22 protein-coding genes and 1 tRNA gene are annotated in these 23,022 nt (G+C 66.5%); 6 read left to right on the plus strand and 17 right to left on the minus strand.

Annotated features, from left to right (window positions below; translation table 11 throughout):
• The first annotated feature begins 25 nt into the window (after positions 1 to 25).
• The gene (locus tag ACNSN4_RS15750; RefSeq protein ID WP_418286788.1) at positions 26 to 607 is read left to right on the plus strand and encodes a DUF2150 family protein; all 582 of its coding nucleotides are present in this window, start codon (positions 26 to 28) and stop codon (positions 605 to 607) included.
• 112 nt (positions 608 to 719) lie between these two features.
• Positions 720 to 1,202, plus strand: a complete 483-nt coding sequence (locus ACNSN4_RS15755) for a DUF456 family protein (RefSeq protein ID WP_418286789.1) — start codon at positions 720 to 722, stop codon at positions 1,200 to 1,202.
• Positions 1,203 to 1,364: 162 nt separating this feature from the next.
• Here the strand turns inward: ACNSN4_RS15755 and ACNSN4_RS15760 are convergent, their stop codons facing one another.
• The 5 genes from ACNSN4_RS15760 to ACNSN4_RS15780 all read right to left on the minus strand — a co-directional run bounded on the left by ACNSN4_RS15760 (position 1,365) and on the right by ACNSN4_RS15780 (position 4,618).
• Positions 1,365 to 2,249: a DUF63 family protein gene (locus ACNSN4_RS15760; RefSeq protein ID WP_418286790.1), complete on the minus strand. Its 885-nt coding sequence runs from the start codon at positions 2,247 to 2,249 to the stop codon at positions 1,365 to 1,367.
• On the minus strand, positions 2,249 to 2,698 hold the full coding sequence (locus ACNSN4_RS15765) for a universal stress protein (protein WP_418286791.1): 450 nt from the start codon (positions 2,696 to 2,698) through the stop codon (positions 2,249 to 2,251). Before ACNSN4_RS15765 ends, ACNSN4_RS15760 begins: the two co-directional genes overlap by 1 nt.
• Before the next feature lie 111 nt (positions 2,699 to 2,809).
• Positions 2,810 to 3,730 (minus strand): DNA adenine methylase, encoded by a 921-nt coding sequence (locus ACNSN4_RS15770; RefSeq protein WP_418286792.1) that lies wholly within the window; start codon positions 3,728 to 3,730, stop codon positions 2,810 to 2,812.
• 58 nt (positions 3,731 to 3,788) lie between these two features.
• Positions 3,789 to 4,085, minus strand: coding sequence for a hypothetical protein (locus tag ACNSN4_RS15775; protein WP_418286793.1), 297 nt, complete (start codon positions 4,083 to 4,085; stop codon positions 3,789 to 3,791).
• 131 nt (positions 4,086 to 4,216) lie between these two features.
• Positions 4,217 to 4,618 carry an abortive infection protein gene (locus ACNSN4_RS15780; RefSeq protein ID WP_418286794.1) on the minus strand — a complete coding sequence of 134 codons (402 nt, stop codon included), beginning with the start codon at positions 4,616 to 4,618 and terminating at the stop codon, positions 4,217 to 4,219.
• A gap of 360 nt (positions 4,619 to 4,978) precedes the next feature.
• On the opposite strand from ACNSN4_RS15780, the gene ACNSN4_RS15785 reads away from it, so the two are divergent.
• Positions 4,979 to 5,266 carry a hypothetical protein gene (locus tag ACNSN4_RS15785; RefSeq protein WP_418286795.1) on the plus strand — a complete coding sequence of 96 codons (288 nt, stop codon included), beginning with the start codon at positions 4,979 to 4,981 and terminating at the stop codon, positions 5,264 to 5,266.
• An 80-nt stretch (positions 5,267 to 5,346) separates the two neighbouring features.
• Here the strand turns inward: ACNSN4_RS15785 and ACNSN4_RS15790 are convergent, their stop codons facing one another.
• Positions 5,347 to 6,393, minus strand: coding sequence for an NAD(P)/FAD-dependent oxidoreductase (locus ACNSN4_RS15790; RefSeq protein ID WP_418286796.1), 1,047 nt, complete (start codon positions 6,391 to 6,393; stop codon positions 5,347 to 5,349).
• 101 nt (positions 6,394 to 6,494) lie between these two features.
• Complete coding sequence (locus ACNSN4_RS15795; RefSeq protein WP_418286797.1) at positions 6,495 to 6,929, minus strand: universal stress protein; 435 nt, start codon at positions 6,927 to 6,929, stop codon at positions 6,495 to 6,497.
• Between the two features lie 527 nt (positions 6,930 to 7,456).
• On the opposite strand from ACNSN4_RS15795, the gene ACNSN4_RS15800 reads away from it, so the two are divergent.
• Positions 7,457 to 8,863 (plus strand): MFS transporter, encoded by a 1,407-nt coding sequence (locus ACNSN4_RS15800; RefSeq protein WP_418286798.1) that lies wholly within the window; start codon positions 7,457 to 7,459, stop codon positions 8,861 to 8,863.
• An 85-nt stretch (positions 8,864 to 8,948) separates the two neighbouring features.
• Here the strand turns inward: ACNSN4_RS15800 and ACNSN4_RS15805 are convergent, their stop codons facing one another.
• Positions 8,949 to 9,404, minus strand: coding sequence for a hypothetical protein (locus ACNSN4_RS15805; protein WP_418286799.1), 456 nt, complete (start codon positions 9,402 to 9,404; stop codon positions 8,949 to 8,951).
• Positions 9,401 to 11,935 carry a penicillin acylase family protein gene (locus ACNSN4_RS15810; protein ID WP_418286800.1) on the minus strand — a complete coding sequence of 845 codons (2,535 nt, stop codon included), beginning with the start codon at positions 11,933 to 11,935 and terminating at the stop codon, positions 9,401 to 9,403. The genes ACNSN4_RS15805 and ACNSN4_RS15810 overlap by 4 nt, the downstream gene beginning before the upstream one ends.
• A 96-nt stretch (positions 11,936 to 12,031) precedes the next feature.
• Between ACNSN4_RS15810 and ACNSN4_RS15815 the strand changes: the two genes are divergently transcribed.
• Positions 12,032 to 12,823, plus strand: coding sequence for a competence/damage-inducible protein A (locus ACNSN4_RS15815; protein ID WP_418286801.1), 792 nt, complete (start codon positions 12,032 to 12,034; stop codon positions 12,821 to 12,823).
• Positions 12,824 to 12,937: 114 nt separating this feature from the next.
• On the plus strand, positions 12,938 to 14,260 hold the full coding sequence (locus ACNSN4_RS15820; protein ID WP_418286802.1) for an MFS transporter: 1,323 nt from the start codon (positions 12,938 to 12,940) through the stop codon (positions 14,258 to 14,260).
• Between the two features lie 47 nt (positions 14,261 to 14,307).
• Here the strand turns inward: ACNSN4_RS15820 and ACNSN4_RS15825 are convergent, their stop codons facing one another.
• The 8 genes from ACNSN4_RS15825 to ACNSN4_RS15860 all read right to left on the minus strand — a co-directional run bounded on the left by ACNSN4_RS15825 (position 14,308) and on the right by ACNSN4_RS15860 (position 22,918).
• Positions 14,308 to 16,065, minus strand: a complete 1,758-nt coding sequence (locus tag ACNSN4_RS15825) for an SLC13 family permease (RefSeq protein ID WP_418286803.1) — start codon at positions 16,063 to 16,065, stop codon at positions 14,308 to 14,310.
• A 185-nt stretch (positions 16,066 to 16,250) separates the two neighbouring features.
• Positions 16,251 to 17,198 carry a D-2-hydroxyacid dehydrogenase gene (locus ACNSN4_RS15830; protein ID WP_418286804.1) on the minus strand — a complete coding sequence of 316 codons (948 nt, stop codon included), beginning with the start codon at positions 17,196 to 17,198 and terminating at the stop codon, positions 16,251 to 16,253.
• 102 nt (positions 17,199 to 17,300) lie between these two features.
• Positions 17,301 to 18,503 (minus strand): cystathionine gamma-synthase, encoded by a 1,203-nt coding sequence (locus ACNSN4_RS15835; RefSeq protein WP_418286805.1) that lies wholly within the window; start codon positions 18,501 to 18,503, stop codon positions 17,301 to 17,303.
• A 105-nt stretch (positions 18,504 to 18,608) separates the two neighbouring features.
• A tRNA-Glu gene (locus ACNSN4_RS15840) sits at positions 18,609 to 18,719 on the minus strand.
• A 139-nt stretch (positions 18,720 to 18,858) separates the two neighbouring features.
• Entirely contained in the window at positions 18,859 to 19,770 is a 912-nt protein-coding gene (pstB, locus tag ACNSN4_RS15845; RefSeq protein ID WP_418286806.1) for a phosphate ABC transporter ATP-binding protein PstB, read from the minus strand.
• A 3-nt stretch (positions 19,771 to 19,773) separates the two neighbouring features.
• Complete coding sequence (gene pstA, locus ACNSN4_RS15850; protein ID WP_418286807.1) at positions 19,774 to 20,799, minus strand: phosphate ABC transporter permease PstA; 1,026 nt, start codon at positions 20,797 to 20,799, stop codon at positions 19,774 to 19,776.
• A complete protein-coding gene (pstC, locus tag ACNSN4_RS15855; RefSeq protein ID WP_418286808.1) occupies positions 20,796 to 21,863 on the minus strand; it encodes a phosphate ABC transporter permease subunit PstC in 1,068 nt (355 codons plus the stop codon). The genes pstA and pstC overlap by 4 nt, the downstream gene beginning before the upstream one ends.
• Positions 21,860 to 22,918, minus strand: a complete 1,059-nt coding sequence (locus ACNSN4_RS15860; protein WP_418286809.1) for a PstS family phosphate ABC transporter substrate-binding protein — start codon at positions 22,916 to 22,918, stop codon at positions 21,860 to 21,862. Before ACNSN4_RS15860 ends, pstC begins: the two co-directional genes overlap by 4 nt.
• Positions 22,919 to 23,022: the final 104 nt, after the last annotated feature.

The following is a 23,022-nucleotide window of genomic DNA, read 5'->3' on the forward strand; positions in this document are numbered from 1 at the left end:
GAGTTGGCCGGGCGACGTACCGCACATGACCGACGACGACGCCGTTGAAACGTTCTATACCGACGAACGCTGGCAGAACTGGCTCGACCGGCTGAAGGAGGAGGAGCTCGACCCCGAGAACGAGGACTCCGCTCGACTCCTGTTAAACCTCCAAGACGACGCCGCTATCGCCGTCGTCAAGGTGCTCGCGGCGTTCGATGAAGAGCGCATCGGCGAGGAGCGCGCCGTCGAGGAGATCCGAGACATCCGCGAGATCGTCCTCGCCGAGGTCGCGTTCGACGACGAGGACAAGCTCATGCTGATCGACGGCGTTCAGACCTCGCTCGTACCCGTGTTCTACGCGGCCGAGGAGTACGTCGTCGGCGGCGTCGTCGAGGGCGACGTCACCGAGTTCGTGCACGCGGCCGCCGACGCCGAGGCCGACGAGGACCTCGACGCCGCGCTCGGCTACGTCGTGCAGGCCGGTACGCGTATCATCGACGGCGAACCGCTCGACATCGAGCTCGTCGACGACCTGGAGTACGGGCTCGTCTCCGAGTGGGTCAACGGGCTGGACTCGCTGCAGTCGGCCATCGAGGACCCGGAAGTCGTCGAGGAAGAGGACTGAGCGCGGCGTCAACTCGATTTCGTTTCTCTCGGTCCGGTCGTTCGCGACGAGGCGGGCCGCCAAACGGCCCCGACGAACGAACCGTTTTGAATCCGCGTGACGATAGTGTCACATGGCTTTTCCCGCGGCCGAAGCGGCGATCGTACTGCTCGTCGTCTGGACGGCCAGCTCGTTCGTTCCGTTCGTTCCGAGCGGCGTCCTCGCAGCGCTGACCGTCGTCGGATACGGGTACACCACCGGCTTCACCGAGCCGAGCCTCACCGTGCTGCTCGCGCTCGTTCTCGTCTCGCTTTTGGCCTCCGCCGTGGAACTGCTGTCGGGCATACTCTCCGGAACGCTCGGCGGCGCATCGACGCGGACCCTCGTCGTCGGTACGCTGGTGGGGGTCGCGCTGCTGTTCGTGGTGGGCCCGATCGGCCTCGTCGTCGGGGTCGGCGGCACCGTCTTTCTCGCCAGCCTCTACGAGGACATCGGCGAGCCGCGGGTCGCCCTCCGGCGGTCGGCCTACGCGGTGGTCGGCGTCCTCGCCAGCTCGTTCGCACAGGCGGTCTTGTTGGGTGGCGTTGCCGTCGGATTCGCGATCGCCGTCTTATAAACGGAAGCGGTCGACGGCGGCCCGACGAGAACCGTCGTCGCGGACGAGAACCGTCGTCGCGGACGAGAACCGGTGTCGCGGACGAGAACCGGTGTCGCGGACGAGAACCGGTGTCGCGGTCGTGACTCGAGGGACGGACGATATCTGTGGGTTCCCAGTCCGTTACGCGGCGACGGAAAAGAGAAGCAGGTTGTGTACCGCGGGTCCGAGCCCGACCGCGGCGACGAATCCCAACAGGAGGTACCCCTCCGCTGGCGTCTCGCGGACGTACGCCGCGAACAGCCAGACGACGAGAGTCGCGACCGCGAGCTTGACGAGCACGAACAGCCACCCCTCACCGAGCACCGGCACCGACGGCAGCCACTCGAACTCCAAGAGGAGCCGCGAAAGCGGCGTGCGCTCGCCGAAGCCGAGCTGGCTCGTGCCGATCGCGGTCGAGATTCCGTCGAGCGCGTGGCCGAACACCGTCAGAGCGCCGACCGAACCGGTGACGGCCACTTCGGGACGGAACCGAGTGAGGCCGACCCAGACGGCCGCGGCGATCGGACCCGTCGCGACGAGCGCGACCGTCGACCAGCGCGCGCCGGTTGAGGAGACCCCGTCCGCGAGCGCGGCCGCGACGACCGGAAGCAGGAGCGCCGTCCCGACGGCCGCGAGCGCGAGCGGGACGCGGTCGGCGGACGCGTCGACCGCGCTCGCAGTCCCGTCGGCCGCGTCGGCGGTCGTCGAACCGTCCGAGTCGGCGACGAGCCACGCGTCGGCACCGAGCCACGTCGCGCCGGCGAGCGTCCCCACCGTGAGGTACACCGTCGGCGAGCCGGCGAGCGGCGAGAGGAGCGGCGGGAGGGCGCCTATCACGTACAGCACGTGGGCGGCCGACCCGAGCGCGATCCACGGCGCGAGCGCGAGGACGTGCCGGTCGGTGACGGTCGGGGGACGCCTGCGGAGCGCGAGGCCGACCGCACCGGCCGCGAGGAGAACCGCGACGAGGTACGGGCCGGGCGGGAGCGTCGTTCCCTCGGGGAGCAGCGAGAGGCCGCCGACCATCACACAGAGAGGACCGGCTGACTGGCGTACAGGAGCACGTACTCGGCCGCTTTCCCGAGCACCTGTCCGGGATCGCCGGTGACGGGCTCGCGGGGAACGACGATGAAATCGGAGTCGAGCTCCTCGGCGGTGTCGAGCACCACGCTCCCGGGGTGGACGGTCTTCACCTGCGTGGAGAAGCCGTAAGCGATGGAGTTGCTGTGGGGGACGCCGGCGGCCTCGGCGCGCGTTGCGACGGAGTCGGTGAACGCCTCGGTGTCGTCTGCCACGTCGGCCGTGTCGACGACGCCGTGGTCGATGGCGCGGACCACGTCTTCGTCGAGCACGTACAGGGCGTGGACGCTCGCGCCGTACTCGACCGCGATCGTGATCGCGTAGTCGACCGCCTCGTGGGACTCCTCGCTACCGTCGACGGAAACGAGGACGAGGTCGATGTCGAGATCGGTCATACCGGACCCTCGGCGGCGGAGTTCAAAAAGCCCGCCCCATGCGGTCGCCGCGCCGCACGCTGTTCGACCGCGTCCCGCGGGCCCGCCGTGGGCGGGTCGACCGCGACCGAGTCAGAACTCGGGCAGCTCGCGCTGGCCGACGTCGAGACGCTGGCCCGGCGGCACGTTCGTCGCGACGATCTCGTCGACCTCGTCGCGGTTGCTGGCGTCGCTGTTGATCGCGCGGGTCGCGCCCTCGACATCGACGTGGAGTCCGGCTTCTGCGTACGGCTCGTACATCACGCCGCTGTTGCTCAGGACGACCCACACGCCGGCGTCGTCGAGGGCGCTCACGACGTCGAGGAGCCGACGCTGGTCCCCGCGGTCGAACCCGTCGGCGCTGTACTCGTTGAAGCCCGCAGTCGCGCTCATCGGCTCGTACGGGGGATCGAAGTACACGAGATCCCCCGGCTCCGCCGCGTCCAAGACGTACTCGAAGTCGTCGTTACCGATCGTCGCGTTCGCGAGCACGTCGCTCGCCCGTCGAATCCGATCGCGCTGGACCCAGTCGGGGTTCGCGTATCGGCCGACGGGGACGTTGAATCCGCCGTCGGCGTTCTCGCGGTACAGCCCGTTGTAGCAGGTGCGGTTGAGATACAGGAGGAGCGCCGCCTCTTCGAGCGGATCGAACTCGCCCTCGTAGGGACGCCGGTTAAATCGGGCTCGCTGCTGGTAGTAGTACGAGTCCACGTCGCGGGCGCGGGCCGTCTCCTCGGCGAACGGGAGGTCCGGATCTGGATCGGTGCCGGGATCAGCGAACGACGCGAGTCGGTCGATGAGCGCCTCCGGTTCGTCGCGCACCTGCTCGTAGAAGTTCACCAGCCGCGGGTTCGCGTCGTTGACCGTCGCGTCCGGCGGTTCGAGATCGAAGAAGAGCGCGCCCCCGCCGACGAACGGCTCGTGGTATCGGTCGTACGTGACGGGGAATCGAGCGTACAGCTCGTCGAGGAGTTGTCGCTTTCCGCCGGCCCACTTCAGGATCGGCTCGGCCATGCGATGTCGAGTGTCCCCCGCGACGGGGCATAAACGCCTCGGAGGCGGTGTGATCGACTCAGTCGTCGGCCGGTTCGCCGTCGGGATTGGGGAGGTCGGCGACGTGGGCGGCCGCCTCCTCGAAGTTCGGTCCGGGACGGATCGTGCCAGCCTCTCGGTCCCACTCGATGTATCCCGCCGCTTCCAACGCGGGGAGGTGGTGTTCGCGAAGCTCGGCGGCGACATCGTCGGCGCGGCCGCGAATCATGAGGTCCGCGACCCTCTCAACGGTGCCGTCGGCGAGTCCGGCTATGACTCGCCGGCGCTCGGGGTCGGTGACTGCCGCCAGTTGTGTGGAGGGAGCGTCCCGTATCATTAGTTGTATGTCTCCGTATCTGTACATTCTTCTGGAATGAAATAAATGTATGGGCGTCCGAACGCGCGGACTCGGAATACGCGCTTTCCGGTCCCGTGGCGACGCGTTCTCCGGCCCGACGTGACGACGGACTACCGAACTCGCAGTCCACGGTGAAGCGTGTAGCCCGCGACGACGAGGAACACGAACGGTCGGCCGCTGACCGGATGTGCCAGCAGAGCGCCCACCGCAAGGATCAGGTATCCCTTATCAGGGGGCCGCCACGCGGTTCCGCGCCGCATCGCGTCGAGTTCGGCTCGAAACGCCACGAGGAGGGCAACCGCGATCGCGGTCCAGATCGCCCCAGCGACGACAGTCGCAAGGAGGCTCCCGCCAACGGCTGCGACCGGATCGAGAGCGGCGATACCTGCTGCAGCGCTCGGATCGAGAAGCGTCTCGGCCACGAGCGTCACGGGCAGGTACAGCGCAGCGAGGGCCACCAGCGTCCAGAACGGAATGGCTTCTTGCCTGCTCGACGCCAGCTCTCCGGTCATGACTGAGCGGAAGGGGTCAGACGGGAGAAGCCCTCCGATTATTTCTGGGTTCAGCGGTCCGACCGGTGCGGGTTCCTGTGTCGAGAACGTTGGCGTCGGTCCTGCCGTTGGATCTGTCATCCATCCAATCGATAGCCCCGCTGTCGACCCCGTTCAACACCGCAGAGCGCCGACCCGAAGCACCCACGAGATTGCGACAACCCCCAGAAGAGTGAGAATTGGTCGAACTAGTAGCATGGTACGAGTTACACCCCGTTAACAACCGTTTTAGACTCTCTGATTGATTGCTATGTGGTACCAATTCTCAAAACATATTTAGAATATGAAAGGTATTTACCCGTCCGACTCGTCGGCGTAACTATGCAACCGACTGACCTCAGATCGGCGGCGCAGAACCGCTCGATCGGACACGATGCGGCACCGATGAAGCGCTCGCTGAAGGGATCGCTCGCGTTCGCAGCACTGCTCGCGCTACCGTTCCTCCTTGCCGCGTACCCGGTGGTCGCGGTCGCACTGGTCGCCGGGGGAGTCGCTCTCGCCGTGCTATCGCGATCGGTCGCGGACCACGTGCGGCGCCACGGCGGGTCGGTCCGTCACGTCACGCTTCCCGGATTCGGTACCCTCGAGTACCGCTTCACCCGAACCTGACCCCGACCGCCCCGCATTGGAAACGCTCCGCACACCGATTTCGCGCTTCTTCTCGAACGTCTGACGGTCACACCACCGCGTTACAGCCCGTAGACGACGCGCTCGCCCACGTCTAATCCGTTCGCGAGCGCGGCGTGGAGTCGCCCTTCCCCAGCGACCCAATCGCCGAGCAGATACAGGCCTTCCTCGCGCGCCGAGTCGATCGGCCCTCGGTCGACGCCCGCCTCCGGCTGCGCGTACCGCCATCCTTGGTGGTCGGTCCAGTCGGGGTCGGCGAGCCGCTCGTCACCCATGATCGCGGCCGCGTGGTCGGCGAGCGCGGCGACGTTCGCCGCCGGATCGTCGTCGTAGTGCGCGACGGACCACTCGTGGTTCGCCTGTACGACGAGCAGCGTCTCACCCGCCGGGACGTGTCCGGGCTTGCACTCCTCGCGGGATATCCAGCCGACCGGATGCTCCTTGTCGGTGTTGACGAGCCCGTAGTACGGGACGTCGATCCCGAAGGGGTAGTGGAGCACCGCGGTCCAGACGGTCCGGTACTCGACGTCGCCGATCGCGTCGACGAGCGTCTCCCGGAGCGGGGCGTCCCACTCGGCGTCGCGGAGCAGATCGACCGTCTGCGGCGCTGGCGGGTTCACGAGGAGAGCGTCGAACGGGCCCCACGTCTCGCCGTCCGCGTCGTCGAGTTCCCATCGAGCCTCGGCGTCATCGAGTCGGCGGATCGTCTCGATCCGCGTCCATCGGTGGACGGTCGCGTCGGTCCGCGCCAGCAGGCGCTTCGCGATCTGGGTCAGCCCCTGACGGTAGCTCCACTTGTGGTCGTCCGCGTCCCGGCCGGGCGACACCTCGTCGTCGGCTTCGAACGCGTAGATCGGTTCCGTGACGTCGACGAGTCCGTCGCTGTCGAGGGTCTCCGTGACCAGTTCGACGACGCGTTCGTCGTCCGATTTGAGGTAGTTCGCGCCGTAGTCGTACGTGAGGTCCTCGTGTCTGCGCGTCGCCGCACGGCCGCACAGTCCGCCGGATTTCTCGAAGATCGTTACGTCCGCGTCGGGAGCCGCGTCGGCGACGACGAACGCCGCGGCCACGCCCCCGGCGCCGGCGCCGACGATACCGATAGATGTCACAACTCCCGTACGGGTGCAACCCACTTAATCGGTGGCCACGGTGGTCGATACCGCCGGTAGCCCGCATCGCGACCGAGGAGGCGGGTACAAACAGTCGGCCGCTAGCGGTCGTCTCCGCCGACGACCATCACCGGGGCGTCGGCACCGCGCTGGACGCGGACGGGGAGCGTCTCTGGGTGGAGCAGCCGATCGAGTCCCGTCCGGCGAGCAGACCCGACGACGATGAGATCGACGCCGTGTGCGGCGGCGAAGTCCAGCACCTCCTCGTGAGCGGTGCCGTACCGGAACCACTTTTCGACGTCGACGCCGCGGTCCGCGCCGCGTCCCTCGACGTCTTCGACGAGCGCCTCGCCGGTGCGCTCGCGGCGTTCGACGACCATGTCCCAGTGCTCGGTCGTGTCCACGACGTACAGCGCGTCGACGGTCGCCCCGTGGGTCGCGGCGATATCGACCGCGGTTTCGGCTGCTACGCGTCCGGCTTCGTCGTCGCGCGCGACGACCAACACGCGCTCGAACAGTCCGGCCGCGCCGGACACCGACGACGTCGACGGCGACGATGATCCGCCTGACCCGTCCGGGGGCGATACTCTGGTGGTCGGTACGACGGGGTCGGAGTCGGCGGAGTTTGAGTCGGCGGACATGGGTGAGTAGTGCGAGTGGCCGCTTCGAGACGAGGTCGGCCGTACGTGAGATACCATAGTACCGGTCTCTTCTTAACTATTTTCGACAGGATAGACGATTATCATTATCTATCCACTTGGAGTTGGAGAAAGACACACCTGGGTCCCATATAGTGTCTTTTTTCGACAGTGATCGAATGAGTTACAATACAGGTGGCGGTTTCAGATTGATTCGGTGGGCCGTCGTGGTGCGGTTCGATCGGTGTCGTAGACGTGTCGCCGACGATGAGGCAAAAACCTCCCAAACGACGCGTTTTAATCTATGAGTCTGCCGATGGTGAAGTAGAGACGATTGCAGCGGTCGCGACGTGGGCAGACTGGCGCCGGCCGCGACACCATCCAGATGATCATTACCACGCCTTCATGCGGGCCCGACGGTACCAATGGGTGACGGATCGACTCCCGACAACGGTCTCGACCGAAACGACACCGCGGACGGTGTCGCAGGCGGCGACCTGACGGCCGACGATGCGCCCACCGACACCGACGGCGTGAACTACGCCGGGCGCGCGTCGGAGATTCTCGGCTTCTCCCGCTGGTGGCAGATCGTCGCGGCCGCGGCGATGATGGCCGCCGTGAGCCCGTATCAGTACGTGTGGTCGTCGATCGAGCAGCCGCTCGCCGATAGCCTCGACATCGCGTTGCCGGCGCTCGGCGCGGTGTTCTCCTTTTATGTCGTCTTCCAGTCGCTCTCGCAGTTCCCGGCCGGAAAGTGGCGCGACAGCCGCGGGCCGGGCGCACTGACGTTCCTCGCAGCGTTACTCGCCGGTGGCGGGTACATCGGTCTCGCGTACGCCACGAGCGTCTGGCAGCTCTACCTGCTGTACTCGCTCGGCGCGGTCGGCGTCGGCATCGTGTACACCGTCGCCGTCAACACCGCGGTCAAGTGGTTCCCCGACCGCACCGGGCTCACGACCGGGATCGGGACGATGGCGTTCGCGGGCGGGAGCGCGCTCGTGGTGCCGTACGTCCGCGCGAACGCGACGGTCGCCGCCTACAGCGACGTGCTCCGGAACGTCGGCCTCGCTATCCTCTTCGTGCTGCTCGTCGGCGCGTTCCTCCTCCGGGACCCGCCGGACGACTGGCTCGGGCTGGACGACAGCGGTGACGCGGGAGACGGCGACGACGGGAGCGACGGGGAGAGCGGACTGGCGGCCTCGCTTCGGGGTCGCGCGTACACGACCCGAGAGATGCTCTCTACGTGGCAGTTCTGGCTGCTGTACGCGATGTTCATCGCGACGGCCGGTGCCGACCTCATCGTCATCGCGAACGTGGTCCGATTCGCCGAACACTTCGGACTGGCGGCGGGGATCGCGACCGCGGCAGCGACCCTGTTACCCGTCGCCGCCGGCGTTTCGCGGATGATTCTGGGCGAGGCGTCGGACCGGTTCGACCGCAAGCGGGTGATGGCGGTCTCGTTCGTGCTCGCCGGGCTGTTCCGGATCGCGCTCGTCGGCGCGGGCTCGGCGCAGGCAGGGATCGTCTTCGTCGCCCTCGTGATGGGGGCGATGTTCTTCTCCTCGCCGCTGTACGTCTACTTCCCCGCGCTCCTCGCGGACTACTACGGCGCCAGACACTCCTCGGGCAACTACGCGGTGTTGTACACCGCGAAGATCGGGGGCGGCGTCTTCGCCGGGACCGTGACGGGCTACCTCGTCGCGACCACCGGGTGGGTCACGACGTTCACGCTCGGCGGCGGCCTCGCGATCGCCGCGGGGATCGCGGCGCTAGTGCTCCGCCCGCCCAGCGACGCGGGGCTCGGCTCCGGGAACCCGAAGTCAGGCGACTGAGCGTCGAAAATCACGTCCCATACACGGTGATATCAGGCGCATTCCGTGGTGTTAGCGGCCGATTTCATACGGCATCACCTCTCGCTTAGACCACGCCGCGCGCCAGCGACCCGAGGAGCGGAAGCCCGAGCGCGCTCGCGAGAGCGACGTAGACGATCGGCCGCATCGCTGGGACGAGCGCGGCTACCGATCCGAGCGACAGGGCGAAGGCGGCCAGTGCGAAGACGCCGACGCCCGCCGCGTAGCCGACTCCGCGCCGGAGCGAAGGCGCTGTCAGAGCGATCGCCGAACCGGCCGCGATCAGTCCGATCCAGTGGAACGACGCCAACAGCAGTCCGGCGAGCGCGGCGACTGAGACGGCGGCGAGGTGGGTCCGGGTGTCCGTGCGGAGGCGCGTCAGCGTCGACTCGGGCGGCTCCGCGGTGTCGGGGGCGACATCGGCGTCAGAATCGGGGGCGACATCGGCGTCAGAATCGGGGGCGACATCGGCGTCAGAGTCGGGGGCGGCATCGGCGTCGGCGACAGGATCGACGTCGCTCACGACGACTCACCCCGAAATCCGACGGTCTCGTCGCCATCGACGTCGAGCGACATCGACTTCTGATCGTTGTCGAGCCACCGACGGAGCTGGTCGTCGTAGTGCGGCGAGAAGTAGTCGCCGGAGTTGCCGCCCGGTAGCACCGCGGTGGCGTCCACGCCGGGCCGGACCACCATCCGCCAGCTCGATCCGACGGCGGAGTCCACCCGGTAGTTCATCACCGTTGCCGGGGAGCCGTCGGCGGGAAGCGTCTCGTAGTTCAGAAACGGGGCCTCGCCGCCGACCGGGTGGTCGATCGCGCGCGTCGAGTTCCACTCGCCGTACGTCTCCCAACCCTCGTCGTCGATCTCCGCGAGCGCCGCCGCGAGAGCGTCGATCATGACGCCGTCCCGATCGCCCTCGAACAGGGGGTCGTCGTCCGGGAGCGTCGCCAGCACCCAATCGTTGGGGTAGTAGGTCTCGTCGAGGGCAGCCGCGTCGAACGCGGACTCGAAGACGCGGCGTCGAAAGCGGTCCATCCACCGGGCGAAGACGAGGGCGCCACGGGAGTCCCGAGCCATCTGATAGTCCCAGTCGTCGAGCGCGGCGGCCGCGTCCCCCAGGCGTTCGGCGCGGTCGACCTCGCGGTCGTCCCCGCGGCCGGTGTCCTCGCGGTCGTCGTTACTCCCAGACCCGTCCGTGACCCGAGCGTCGACCGCCGCGAGCAGGTCGGGGACGAGCTGTACGGCCCGACCGTCGCGAACGTCGCGCTGGAGTTCCCGGTGGAACTCGGGGTCGGTCGGCGTCCCCGAGTCGACCGCGGCGTCGAGCCGATCGGCGATCCGTGCACCGCGGTACGGGGTCGCATATGCCACCCCGACGTAGTGGAGCGGATCGTCTATCACTCGCTGGTTGGCCGTCGAGAGCACGGCCGGATCGATCGCGTGCGGCTTCTCCTCGAAGGGAACGAACCCCACGCGGGCGTCGGATCCGTCAGGGGAGTCGCGGTCGTCTGAGGAGTCGCGGCCGTCCGATCGGCTGGAGTCGTCCCACGCGGAGCGACCGAACGGCTCGAACCCGGCCCACTCGCCCTCCCCGGCGGAGCCGTCGAAGATTCGATCGCCGTCGACGACCTCGCCGTCGATCCGTCTGACGGGGAGCTTCCCGGTCGCGTAGTACATCGTCCGGCCGTCGGCGTCGGCGTACACGAGGTTCTGTGTCGGTAGATCGAACTTGCGCGTCGCCGCGAGGGCGTCGTCGAACCCGTCGCTTCGGCCGAGTTCGTCGATCGCGAGGGTGGTCCGCGTCGCGGTGTGGCCCGTCCACGCGACGCCGACTCGCCGCCCCTCGCGTTCGATGAGGGGGCCGTGGACGGTCCGTTTGACCTCCAGCATGCGGTCCTCGCCGCCTGCGACGGCGATCGTGTGCGTCTCGGTCTCGAACTCACGCCACTCGTCGTCGTACCGGTAGCGCTCGCCCGCCTCGTCGGTCTCGTAGCGGTAGCAATCGAGGACGTCGGCGCCCGCGTTGGTGAACGACCACGTCGCCCGGTCGGTAGCGCCCGCGATGACGAACGGGACGCCCGGGAACGTCGCCCCGCGAACCGACCGCTCGGGCGTCTCCACGTGCTGTTCGTACCAGAGCGGGGGTGCCATCAGCGAGAGATGCGGGTCGTACGCGAGGATCGGCGAGCCGCTCGCCGTGTGCGCGCCGGAGACGACCCAGCTGTTCGACCCGACGCCCGTCGGTGACTCGAATCCGGAGAGCCACGCGGTCAAGTCGGCGTCGACCGGTTCTCCGAGTCGCGCCCGGTGCTCGCTTCCGCGACGCGCCCGACGCTCGTTCCCGAGACGCCGCTCCTCGCCGTCGAGGATCGGGCTGTCGTGCTCGAGCCGACGTGGAAAGAGGTCGACGGCTCGGTCCTCACCGAGACGGTCCGCGACGACCGCGCGCCGAAGCTCGGCGAAGCTCCCGGTCAGCGTCCACGAGATCTGTTTCTCCATCAGCATCGAATCTGTCGGCGTCCACGGCGCGGGCTCGTAGCCGATGAGTTCGAACTCGAGGGGAAGCGGTTCGTCGGCCATTACCGCGTTGACGCCGTCGGCGTACGCCTCGACCGGCGGCCCGGCGGCGGTCTCGCCGACGAGGTCCCACGTGACTTCGGCCGCCTCGGCGAACCCCATGGCGACGTTGAACTCGTCGCTTTCGAGCGTCGCGTCGCCGATGACCGCCGACAGCTGCCCGCGCATCACTCGACGCTGGAGGTCCATCGCGAAGAGCCGGTCGAACGCCTGCACGTAGCCGACGGCGAAGTACGCCGCGGCCTCGTCGTCTGCCGTGACATGGGGGACGCCGTCGTCGTCGACGTGGACGCTCGCGTCCCCGTGCGGACTCGTCACGCGCTCTGGGAGCGAGCGATCGGCTGCCTCCCACGCGTCGCCCGACAGCGGCGCGAAGGAGTCGAGCAGGTCGGCGACCGCGGAACGCGCGAGCCCGATCGTTCCGCCCGCGAGCGCCGCAGCGAGGACCGCACGACGCGTAGTGTCGTTCGTCACCCAGAGATCAAACAGGCCGTTAATAATGATAATTCCGGTCAGATTTCGCCGAGACGGGAAACGCACATCCGTCGCCGGGACCAAGGACGGAAGACGATGAAGGTCGCGCTGATCACGGTCGGCGACGAGTTGCTCTCGGGGGACACGGTGAACACGAACGCGAACTGGCTCGCGGGCGAGCTGAGCGACCGCGGTGTCGCGGTGGAACGGATCCTTTCAGTGCCGGACGACCGCGAGGTCATCGCCGAACGGGTCCGCGCCTACGCCGACGCCTTCGACGCCGTGATCGTGACGGGCGGAATCGGCGGAACACCGGACGACGTGACGATGGAGGCGGTTGCCGACGCCTTCGACCGCGAACTGACCGCGACGGACCTCACCCGCGAGGCTGTCGAGCGACGGCTGGAAGCGATCCGCGAGCGGATCCCCGACCGCGAGATAGCCGTCGACGTTGCGGCGGAGGCCGCCGTTCCCGAAGGCAGCCGCGCCCTTCTGAACGAGGCCGGGCTCGCCCCCGGGTGCGTCCTAAGTGGCGTCTACGTCATGCCGGGGATCCCCGACGAGCTGCGGGCCATGTTCGACTCCGTCGCCGACGAGTTCAACGGGGACCGCCGCTCGCGGTTCCTCTACACGGTCGAGCCCGAGTCGAACATCGTCCCGGCGCTGGCGGAGTCGATGGAGCGGTTCGACGTCGCCGTCGGCTGTTATCCCGACCGCGAGGCCGACCACAACCGGCTGAAAGTGACCGCGACGGACGACGATACCCTCGGCGATGCCGCGGCGTGGCTGCTAGCGAACGTCAACGCGAGCGAGACACCGGTACGGCGCGACTGGGGGTCGTCGACCGACAACGGACGAGGAGAACGATCGTCGGCCACGGACGAATAAAGGGACAGCGCCGGTACCGCACGCGGGTCGCCGATAGCACAAACGTATTCACGATTCGCGGGGAATTTCCTCGCACGCAAACAACCTCCAAATGTCCACCTCTCCTCACGTGATATGTCGGTGAGAGACGCGCTCGGCGTGAACCCGCAGGTGTTGGCGCTCGCGCTCGCCCGCATGTCCGAATCCGTCGGAAACTCGTTTCTCGTCGTCGTTCTGCCGCTGTTCATCGCGTCGGAGTTCGTGACCGGCGGGACGTTCGGCCTCACGGAAGTGTTCATCACGGGTGTCGTCCTCTCGATTTTCGGCTTCGTTAACAGCCCGCTCCAGCCGTTCACCGGGCGGCTCTCCGACCGAACGGGGAAGCGGAAGGTGTTCGTCCTGTTCGGGCTGACGCTCATCGCGGTCGCCGGCGTCGGATACGTGTTCGCCTCGACCTACTGGCACCTGATCGGGCTCCGAGTTCTCCAGGGCGTCGCCGGTGCGTTCATCATCCCGACGACCGTCGCGCTGGTCAACGACCTCGCGACCGACGAGAACCGCGGCGGCAACATGGGGACGTACAACACGTTCCGGCTGGTCGGGTTCGGCGTCGGACCGATCGCGGCCGGTGGCGTCGTCGCGGCCGGACCCTTCTCGTTCTCGCTCGGCGCGGAAACGGTGCGACTCACGGGGTTCGACGCGGCGTTCTACTTCGCCGCGTCGACGGCGGTGCTCGCGTTCCTCCTCGTTCTCACCCTCATTCGCGATCCGGATATCGAGCCCTCGGAGAGCGACGAGTCCTTCCTCGAGTCGCTCGCGGTTCGCGATCCGACCGGCGAGCAGCTGCTCGACCCCGTTTTCGCGCTCGGCGTCGTCTCCTTTTTCATGGCCGTCGGCATCGCCGTGTTCGCGACGCTCGGTGACATCGTCAACACCGAATTGAACCAGGGCGCGGACATGTTCGGCCTCCAGTTCGCCGCCTTCGTCCTCGCACAGATATTCTTACAGGCGCCGATCGGTCGTGCAACCGACTTCTACGGTCGGAAGGCGTTCATCCTCGTCGGGACCGTGTTACTCGTTCCGACGACGCTCGCGCAGGGACTCGTGCCGGACTACTCGCTCGCGTTCGGGCTGATCTCCGACTCGTGGGTCATGTTCTCCGCGCGATTCCTCCAAGGCGTCGCCGGTGCGATGGTGTTCGCCCCGGCGCTGGCGCTCGCGGGCGACCTGGCGTCCGAGGGGGAGTCCGGGTCGACGCTGTCCGTCCTCACGATGGCGTTCGGCTTCGGTGTCGCAGCCGGCCCGCTCTTGTCCGGATTCCTCGTGGCGTGGGGGTTCGTCGTCCCGTTCGCGCTCGCCGCGTCGCTGGCGGCGGTCGGCGTCGTCATCGTCGCCACGCAGGTCTCCGAGGTCAACAGCCCGAAACGGGCGATCCCGCTGGTCGGGTACGTCACGTGAGCCCCGTCGAAACTCGCAGCGGCTGACGCGGTGGGTTCCGGTCGCGATCAACCCGGAGCGAGCACCTCCGCCCACGGGGGAACCTCAGTGAGGTCGATGCCCCACGCCAGCGGGAGCCACGTCACGGTGAGGAGCACCACGAGTAGTGCCCCGACGATATTTAGTCCGAACCCGACTTTCGCCATCTGGGGCATCGTGATGTACCCCGTACCGAAGACGACGGCATTAGGCGGCGTCGCAACGGGTAACATAAAGGCAAATGACGCAGCGGTCGCCGCGCCGATCATAATCCCGTACGGGTGAATCCCGATTCCGATCGCGAGTCCAGCCAGAATCGGCATCAACATCGCGGTTGTGGCGGTGTTCGACGTGACTTCGGTCATAACGATCGTCAACAGGACGACAACGGTAACGATAACCAAGAGCGAGACCGCCTCGAGAACGCCGAGGAAGCCCCCGATCCACGCGGCGAGGCCGGTCTCTTGGAACCCGGCGGCGATCGAGAGCCCGCCACCGAACAGGAGGATGATCCCCCACGGAATCCGAACTGCAGTCTCCCAGTCGAGCAGGAACGTGAAGCTCCCGTCGGCCTCGCGGGCGGGCACTAAAAAGAGTACCAGCGCGCCGGCGACGGCGATCATGCTGTCGGTGATTCCGGGGATGACGGGCTGGAGGAGGAACGAGCGTGAGAGCCAACCGAGTGCGGTCGCGGCGAAAACCACGAGCACGAGTGTCTCCTCGCGCGTCATCGATCCGAGCGCGGCTATCTCCTCGTCGATGACTTCCATCCCCCCCGGTAAGCTGTCCATCTGCGGTGGGACGATAAACTTGGTAACGTACACCCAGATGATCGCGACGCCGAGAACGGAGATCGGAACGCCGTAGAGCATCCACTGAGCGAACGAGACGGACTGATCGAACGTCTCGTCGATCGCCCCGACCAAGACGAGGTTTGGTGGCGTCCCGATAATCGTCCCGATGCCGCCCACGCTCGCCGAATAGCCGATACAGAGCATCAGCGCGGTGCCAAAGTTAAATTCGCCCTGTGCAGTCGGAATATTCTCGCCGGTCCGTTCGATGATATCGCTCGTCTGAAGAATCACGGCGAGACCGATAGGCGTCATCATCATCGCCGTCGCGGTGTTCGACACCCACATCGAGAGGAACGCCGTCGCGACCATGAATCCGAGGATGATGCGTTCCGGCCCGGCACCGATCGCGCGGATCGTCCGGAGCGCGACGCGCCGATGGAGCTCCCACCGCTGCATCGCCATTGCGATGAAGAACCCGCCCATGAACAGGAAGATCAGATCGTTGGCGTACGGCGCGGCGGCAGCGGTCACGTCGAGTGCCCGAGTGAGCGGGAACAACACGATCGGTAACAGCGACGTCGCCGGGATCGGAACCGCCTCGCCGATCCACCAGACCGCTACCCACGCCGTGGTCGCGGCGACACCTTGTCCGCCGACAGATAGCCCCTCTGGACTGGGAGCAAGCAGAATCGCCGCGAACAGCAACGGTCCCAGAACCAGACTGATCTTCTGCCGAGGGCCGTACGAGTCGCCGACGTCGAACGCCGACCCGCCGCCGTCGCCGCCGCTTCCGCCCCCGCTAGCCCCGGATACCTGCTCTCCTCGATGACGACCGCCGTCGGTCGCGATTCTCTCGGCCAGTTCCCGCTCTTCGGGTGCCAGGTTCGAGTAGTCAAGGAAGGCAGTCGGACGCATCCGGAGAGCGTTTCTGGTGTGTCGGTCGAGTTGCCAGCAGTATTCCCAGAGGTTATTTAAAAGCGCCCAGTGACTCATATTTTTGAATCAGACAGCCACTAATTGATAATTGTGTTACTAACCAACACATTCATCGTACAGACCGTGTTTCTGCGTACCAGCGGCGGCCGCAAACCGAACGTCGATCGAAAGCGAACACACTAGAACGAGGCTCGAATCGATTCGCCGCGTCGGCCGACGCGGTTTTTCAGAATCTCACCGCGTTAGGAAACTCGGTTTCTCAGCGACTCGCCGGTCTCCAACCGATCCACGTTCTCCGAGAGGATGTCCGCGACGCGGTCGTAGTACTCCGGTGTGTGGCCCGCGTTGTGCGGGGTGATGGTCACGTTGCCGAGCCCCCACAGCGGGTGATCTTCCGGGAGCGGCTCGGGGTCGGTGACGTCCAGCGCCGCGCCGCGGATGCGGTTGTTCCGGAGCGCGGAAACCAGCGCGTCGGTGTCGACGACCTTCCCGCGAGCGATGTTGACGAGGACCGCGTCCGGACGCATCGTCCGGAGCGCGTCGGCGTCGACGAGCTTGCGGGTCGCGTCGGTAAGCGGACACGCGAGCACGACGTACTCGGCGTCCCAGACCGCCTCGTGGAACTCGTCGAAGCCGTACACCTCGTCGGTCGGTCCGCCTTTTTTTGGGGAGTATCGCACGCCGACGGTGTCGACGTCGAACGGCTCCAGTCGGTCGACGATCGCCTCGCCGATGGCACCGAGGCCGACCACGGCGACCGTGGAGCCGTACAGCTCCGTCGTCTCGTACGCGCGCCACTCCCGATCCGCCTGTTGGCGGCGCGCCCGCGTCCACTGGCGGGCGTGGGTGATCATCGAGCCGATCACGTGCTCGGAGATGTTCGGCTCGTGGACGCCCGAGGCGTTCGTCACGGCGACACCGTGATCCGCGAGCGCGTCACGCGGCAGGTGACCCGTCCCGGCGAACACGCACGCGAACAGTTCGAGGTTCTCGGCGGTCGCCAGCAGCTCCTCGTCGATATCGAGCCCGACCGCGATCCGTGCGGTTTCGAGGAGGTCGCGCTCCTCGGTCGGCGTGCGGGCGAGCGCGACAGTCGTGCCGGGGAGCCGCTCGCGAATCGCGGCGGCCAGTTCGCGAGCGCCCGAGCCGTGGATCGTCTGTCTGAGTACAACGATGTCTGCGTCGGTCATGTCGGGTGACTCGCCCGAACACATAAAAAGGGTACCCGTCCGGCGAGCGGTGCCGGGTTCGTGGGGGACGCTGAGGGACGGTCCCCGAGGTACAGCCCGTCGCTACGTCGAGGCCGCGTCGAACGCCTGCTGGAGATCCGCTTTCATGTCGTCGACGTGCTCGATTCCGACGGAGACTCGGATCAACCCGTCAGTGAGACCGGCGGCGAGCCGCTCCTCGCGGGGGATCGCGGCGTGAGTCATCGCCGCGGGCTGCTCGATGAGGCTCTCGACGCCCCCGAGCGACTCCGCCAGCGTGAACACGTCGGTCTCGCTCACGACGGTCGACGCCTGATCGAGCGTGCCGTCGAACTCGAACGAGAGCATGCCGCCGAACGCGTCCATCTGCTCCGTCGCCAGCTCGTGGTCGGGGTGGCTCTCCAGTCCGGGGTAGTACACCCGGCTCACGTCGTCGTGGCGTTCCAGCCACTCGGCGAGCTGCATGGCGTTCTCGCAGTGCCGGTCCATCCGAACGGGGAGCGTCTTGGTCCCGCGCAGGACGAGGAACGCGTCGAACGGCCCGGGGGTCGCGCCGACCGAGTTCTGATAGAACCCGAGCCGCTCGTCGAGGTCGGCGTCGTCGACGATGAGCGCGCCGCCGATCGTGTCGGAGTGACCGCCGAGGTACTTCGTGAGCGACTGGCAGACGATGTCCGCGCCGTGTTCGAGCGGGCGCTGGAGGTACGGCGTCGCGAACGTGTTGTCGACCGCACACAGCGCGTCGCTGTCGTGCGCGATCTCGGCGAGCGCGCCGATGTCGTTGACGTTCATCAGGGGGTTCGTGGGCGTCTCGACCCACAGCAGTTCGGTGTTCGGTTCGATCGCGTCCCTGACCGCGTCGTGGTCGGTCGTGTCGACGAACGTCGTCTCGACGTCGTACTCGTCGTACACCTGCGTGAGGATGCGGTGGGTCCCGCCGTACACGTCGTTACCGGCGACCACGTGATCCCCCGCCGAAAGCAGGTTGAGCACGGTGTTGATCGCCCCCATCCCGGAAGAGAAGCACCGGGCGTGACTCCCCGACTCCAGCGAGGCGAGGTTGGCTTCGAGGTCGCTCCGGGTCGGGTTCCCGGTCCGGCTGTACTCGTAGCCGCGGTGCTCGCCGGGCGCGTCCTGTTCGTACGTGGAGTTCGCGTGGATCGGCGTCATCAGCGCGCCGGTTTCCGGGTCGGGTTCTTGTCCGGCGTGGACGGCACGGGTCTCGAACCGGCGGGAGTCCTCGGTGCCCGCGGCGTCGGCGTCGGCGTCACCAGATGGATCGCTCATACCCGATACTCGTCACCGAGCGTGGTGATTCTTCCCCTTCCGGACGGGGATCAGGACGCTCTTCGGAGAAGCTACTCTTCGCGAGTGGTGCCGCGTTGAGAGAAGTGCTCGGTCAGGGATTTGAACCCTGGTCGTCGGCTGTCTTCCAAACGGGCGCGCCGATGCGCCGCGTCTGCCGAAAGGCCAACATGATTGGCCGGACTACACCAACCGAGCGCATTCACGAGTTATGCTGCACCCAATTTAACTCTTCTTAACTCCCTGCTCCGTGGGAGGCATCAACAAGGACAGGGTCGGGGCCGAGTCAAGCAGACTCCGGTCGAGTCGAGGACAGAATCGACGACAGACCGCCGGGTTATCCGAACTTGCCCGTGATGTAGTCCTCGACCCGCTGGTTGTCCGGGTTCTCGAAGATCCGGTTGGTCTCGCCGAACTCGACGAGCCGCCCGCCGGTGAGGAAAACGGCCGTCTTATCGGAGATACGAGCCGCTTGCTGCATGTTGTGCGTGACGATTATCACCGTGTACTCCTCGGCGAGGTCGTCGATCAGGTCCTCCACCTTCGCGGTCGCCACCGGGTCGAGCGCGGAGGCCGGCTCGTCCATCAAGATGACCTCCGGATCGGGTGCGATCGCTCGGGCGATACAGAGCCGCTGTTGCTGGCCGCCCGATAGGTCGAGTCCCGAGGAGTCGAGCTGCCCCTTCACTTCGTCCCAGAGCGCGGCGTCCTTGAGCGACTCTTCCACGCGGGCGTCGACGTCGCCGTCGTAGCCCTGAATGTCGAGCCCGTACGCGACGTTGTCGTAGATCGACTTCGGGAACGGGTTCGGCTTCTGGAACACCATTCCGATCTTCCGGCGCAGCGCGACGGGGTCGACGTCGTCGTCGTACACGTTCTTGCCGCGGAATCGAAGTTCGCCGCCGATCCGAGCGGCGTCGACCATGTCGTTCATCCGGTTGATACACCGGAGGAACGTCGACTTCCCGCAGCCCGACGGACCGATGATCGCCGTCACTTCCTGTTCCGGGAGGCGAACGTTGACCGGCTGTAAGGCCTGGTCGTCGTTGTAGTGGACGGTCAGATCCTTCGCCTCGATCACGGTGTCGCGCTCCGGGATCTCTTGGATCGACGGAGTGAGGTCGTCGACCGCCTCCGCCCGAGCACGACTGCGATCCGCGGCACTGGCCTCAGCCGTGCCGTCGGCGCTATCGGCGTTGTCGGTGCTGTCCCCGTTCGTCTCGTCGGTCGCTGTGAAACTGTCGCTCATGGGTTATCTGGTCTCGTACTTGTTTCGGATCACGATCGCGGTCGCGTTCATCAGGAGGAGGATCGAGAGCAACACGACGATTCCGGCCGCCGCGACGTGTTGAAAGTCTCCTTCGGGGAGCCGCGCCCAGTCGAAGATCTGCATCGGCATCGCCGCGAACGGCCCGAATAGATCGGGAACGGGAACCCCGGAAACGTCCTCGATCGGCGCACGAAACATCGACGTCGCCGCGCCGACCATGATGAGCGGCGCGGTCTCGCCGATCGCTCGCGATAGCGAGAGGATCGTCCCCGTCATGATCCCCGGGAGCGCCGCCGGGAGCACCACGTCGCGCACGACCTCCCAATCGGTCGCGCCGACGCCGTACGCGGCCTGTCGCTGCGTGTCCGGAACGCTGCGTAACGCCTCTTGTGAGGAGACGATGACGATGGGAAGAATGAGCAGCGTCAGCGTGAGCGAGCCAGCGATCAGGCTCTCGCCGAGACCCACGAAGCGGACGAACACCGCGAGGCCGAGCAACCCGTACACGATCGAGGGAACGCCGGCGAGGTTGGAGATGTTCGCCTCGATGAAGCTCTTGAGCCGGCTCTCAGTAGCGTACTCCTCCAGGTAGATCGCCGCGCCGACGCCGATCACCATGGTGAACACGGCGGTTAACGCGATGAGGAGTATCGAGCCGACGAGCGCCGGATAGATCCCCGCGCCGCGGCCGTCGGGGTAGTAGTTCTCGACGAATCGGGACGGCGGGTACGTGAGGAAGTCGAGGGTGACCCATCCCCACGCGCTGGAGATCACGTCGCCGAGCAGAACGATCAGTGCCACGATCCCGACCATCGTCGAGGCCGCGCAGAGGGCGACGAACGCCCGCCCGATCCGCTGTTTGCGCTCGATGTTGCCGCCGACCGCCGCGAACGGATCGGCCGTTCGGCCGCCGTCGGTTTCGACGTCCCGATCTTCGCCCGTCCGATCTTCGCCCGTCCGATCTTCGCCCGTCCGATCTTCGCCGGCCGCACGCCGTCTGTCTGTCATTGGTACGCCTCCTGATACCGGCCTTTGACCCACAGGCTCAACAGGTTCATTGCGAGCGTCATCACGAACAGCAGTAGTCCCACCGCGAACAGGCTCTGATAGCCGATAGAGCCGATCGACACGTCGCTGATACCGATCTGAACCATGTACGCCGTCATCGTCTGTGCGGGTTCGAGCGGGTTCAGCGTCACGTTCGGCTGCATCCCGACCGCGAGCGTCACCGCCATCGTCTCGCCGATCGCTCGCGAGATCGCGAGAATGTACGACGCCATGATCCCGGACAGCGACGCGGGGACGACGACGCCCGTCGAGACCTCGAACTTCGTCGCACCGAGTCCGTACGCCGCGTTACGCAGTTCGTCGGGCACCGCGGACATCGCGTCCTCCGACAGCGACGACACCATCGGGATGATCATGATGCCAACGACGATCGCCCCGGCGGCGATGTTAAACGTCCCCGTCTGCGGGAAGAACCGCTGCAGGAGCGGGGTGATAAAGGAGAGTGCGAAGAAGCCGTAGACGATCGTCGGGATCCCGGCGAGGACCTCCAGCGTCGGCTTGACTACCTTCCGAACGCGGCGGTCGGCGTACTCGGAGAGGTATATCGCCGTCGCCGTGCCGACCGGCAGCGCGACCAGCGCGGAGCCGACGACGATGAGCATCGTTCCCCACACCAACGGGATGATCCCGTACGAGCGCGGGCGGATGATCGGCGACCACTCGGTCCCGAAGAGGAACTCGGCGACGCCCACCTGTTGGGCGAGCCCTGCGCGTAGCGCCGTCCACGCTTCACCGAGGCCGCCGGAGAACAGTCCGCCGATCACGCCGGAAAGCAGTCCGAACAGCGTCTCTTCGCGGAAGAATCCGAGCGCACCGTCGACGAGAACGACGATGATGCCGAACGTGGTGAGCACGGTCAACAGCGCACAGACGAAGAAGACGCTGCGGACGGCGAGGTTCTTTCGCCCGGGGATGTTCGACCCGGCGCGCGTCAGGTCCGCCGGTGCGGGATAGTCGCTCGTCGGTCCGGAGGAGTCGTTCCTCGGTCCAGTCGAATCGGTCATGCGTGTTCCTCCACCGCCTCGGCGAGGCGCTCTCGGCTCTCCTCGACGGTCGCGTCGGGGATGGCGTAGTAGCCGACCTTCCGGGCCGCCCACTGCGTCCAGGCGAGTTCCTCGCCGGGGTCGATCACCGACTCGTCGCTGAATTCGTCGACGTCTTCGTCCACGGGTTCGAAGTAGAACTCGGCGAACGCGCGGAACTCAGGCCGATGCAGCTGACTGAGGTCGAAGTAGACGAACATCGGTCGCGACAGCGGCGTGTACTCACCGCTTTCGATCGTCTCCCGGGTGGGGATCACGCCGCCGTTGCCGTCGTCGACCGCGACGAGTTTCAGGTCGTCCTCGTTCTCGTAGTAGTAGCCCGCCCCGCCGAAGCCGATGGCGTGCCGGTTCCCGCGGACGCCGCGAACGATGACGTTCGTATCGGAGCTCGCCGAGTAGTCCGAACGGATGTTCCCGTACTCGCCGTTTATGGCTGCGGTGAAGTAATCGAACGTCCCGGAGGCGGAGTCGCGACCGTACAGGTCGATCTCTTCGTCTCCCCACGACTCGTCCGCCCATTCCTCGCGGAGGTCGCCCCACGTCTCCACGTCGGATCCGGAGCGCCACAGTCGGTTGAGCTCGTCGACGGTGAGCGTGTCACACCAGTGATTCTCCGGGTGAACCCAGATCGCGAGTCCGTCGAGCGCAGCGGCTAGTTCCACGAAATCGACGTCGTTCTCGCCACAGAGAATGACCTCGTCGTCGAGGATTTCGCGGCTCGCGTTCTGGACGTCGGTGTTCCCCGAACAGAAACGTTGGAACCCCGCACCGGTCCCCGACCCGCGAACCGGGATCCGAACGCGATTGTTTCGCCATTGGAACTCTTCGGCAATTGCCGCGCTATGGGGGAGCAGCGTGTTGCTGCCGTCGATAACGATTCGGCCTTCGAGCCCGCGCTCGCCCTCCTCACCGCGGACGAGACAGCCCGAGAGACCAGCAACGACCCCACTCGCGGCGGTCAGATACGCACGACGACCGAGTCCCGACCGGCTCTCACCGGGGGCGTCTCGTTCCATCGTCCGTATGAGAGATACTGATACCTAAATACGCTACTATAATTAGTACATATGCCTATATAGATATATAGAATTTATCTGACGATGAGACGCAAGTCTTCTGA

This window comes from Halorubrum marinum (genome assembly GCF_048381195.1).
Classification (GTDB): domain Archaea; phylum Halobacteriota; class Halobacteria; order Halobacteriales; family Haloferacaceae; genus Halorubrum.

Excerpts from the sequence above, each read along its gene's own strand:
- ACNSN4_RS15785 (WP_418286795.1), top strand. The coding sequence starts at position 4,979 with ATGCAACCGACTGACCTCAGATCGGCGGCGCAGAACCGCTCGATCGGA.
- ACNSN4_RS15800 (WP_418286798.1), top strand. The coding sequence starts at position 7,457 with ATGGGTGACGGATCGACTCCCGACAACGGTCTCGACCGAAACGACACC.
- ACNSN4_RS15815 (WP_418286801.1), top strand. The coding sequence starts at position 12,032 with ATGAAGGTCGCGCTGATCACGGTCGGCGACGAGTTGCTCTCGGGGGAC.
- ACNSN4_RS15770 (WP_418286792.1), bottom strand. The coding sequence starts at position 3,730 with ATGGCCGAGCCGATCCTGAAGTGGGCCGGCGGAAAGCGACAACTCCTC.
- pstC (WP_418286808.1), bottom strand. The coding sequence starts at position 21,863 with ATGACCGATTCGACTGGACCGAGGAACGACTCCTCCGGACCGACGAGC.
- ACNSN4_RS15820 (WP_418286802.1), top strand. The coding sequence starts at position 12,938 with ATGTCGGTGAGAGACGCGCTCGGCGTGAACCCGCAGGTGTTGGCGCTC.
- ACNSN4_RS15765 (WP_418286791.1), bottom strand. The coding sequence starts at position 2,698 with ATGACCGATCTCGACATCGACCTCGTCCTCGTTTCCGTCGACGGTAGC.
- pstA (WP_418286807.1), bottom strand. The coding sequence starts at position 20,799 with ATGACAGACAGACGGCGTGCGGCCGGCGAAGATCGGACGGGCGAAGAT.
- ACNSN4_RS15775 (WP_418286793.1), bottom strand. The coding sequence starts at position 4,085 with ATGATACGGGACGCTCCCTCCACACAACTGGCGGCAGTCACCGACCCC.
- ACNSN4_RS15750 (WP_418286788.1), top strand. The coding sequence starts at position 26 with ATGACCGACGACGACGCCGTTGAAACGTTCTATACCGACGAACGCTGG.
- ACNSN4_RS15825 (WP_418286803.1), bottom strand. The coding sequence starts at position 16,065 with ATGAGTCACTGGGCGCTTTTAAATAACCTCTGGGAATACTGCTGGCAA.
- pstB (WP_418286806.1), bottom strand. The coding sequence starts at position 19,770 with ATGAGCGACAGTTTCACAGCGACCGACGAGACGAACGGGGACAGCACC.
- ACNSN4_RS15835 (WP_418286805.1), bottom strand. The coding sequence starts at position 18,503 with ATGAGCGATCCATCTGGTGACGCCGACGCCGACGCCGCGGGCACCGAG.
- ACNSN4_RS15755 (WP_418286789.1), top strand. The coding sequence starts at position 720 with ATGGCTTTTCCCGCGGCCGAAGCGGCGATCGTACTGCTCGTCGTCTGG.
- ACNSN4_RS15780 (WP_418286794.1), bottom strand. The coding sequence starts at position 4,618 with ATGACCGGAGAGCTGGCGTCGAGCAGGCAAGAAGCCATTCCGTTCTGG.
- ACNSN4_RS15830 (WP_418286804.1), bottom strand. The coding sequence starts at position 17,198 with ATGACCGACGCAGACATCGTTGTACTCAGACAGACGATCCACGGCTCG.
- ACNSN4_RS15860 (WP_418286809.1), bottom strand. The coding sequence starts at position 22,918 with ATGGAACGAGACGCCCCCGGTGAGAGCCGGTCGGGACTCGGTCGTCGT.
- ACNSN4_RS15760 (WP_418286790.1), bottom strand. The coding sequence starts at position 2,249 with ATGGTCGGCGGCCTCTCGCTGCTCCCCGAGGGAACGACGCTCCCGCCC.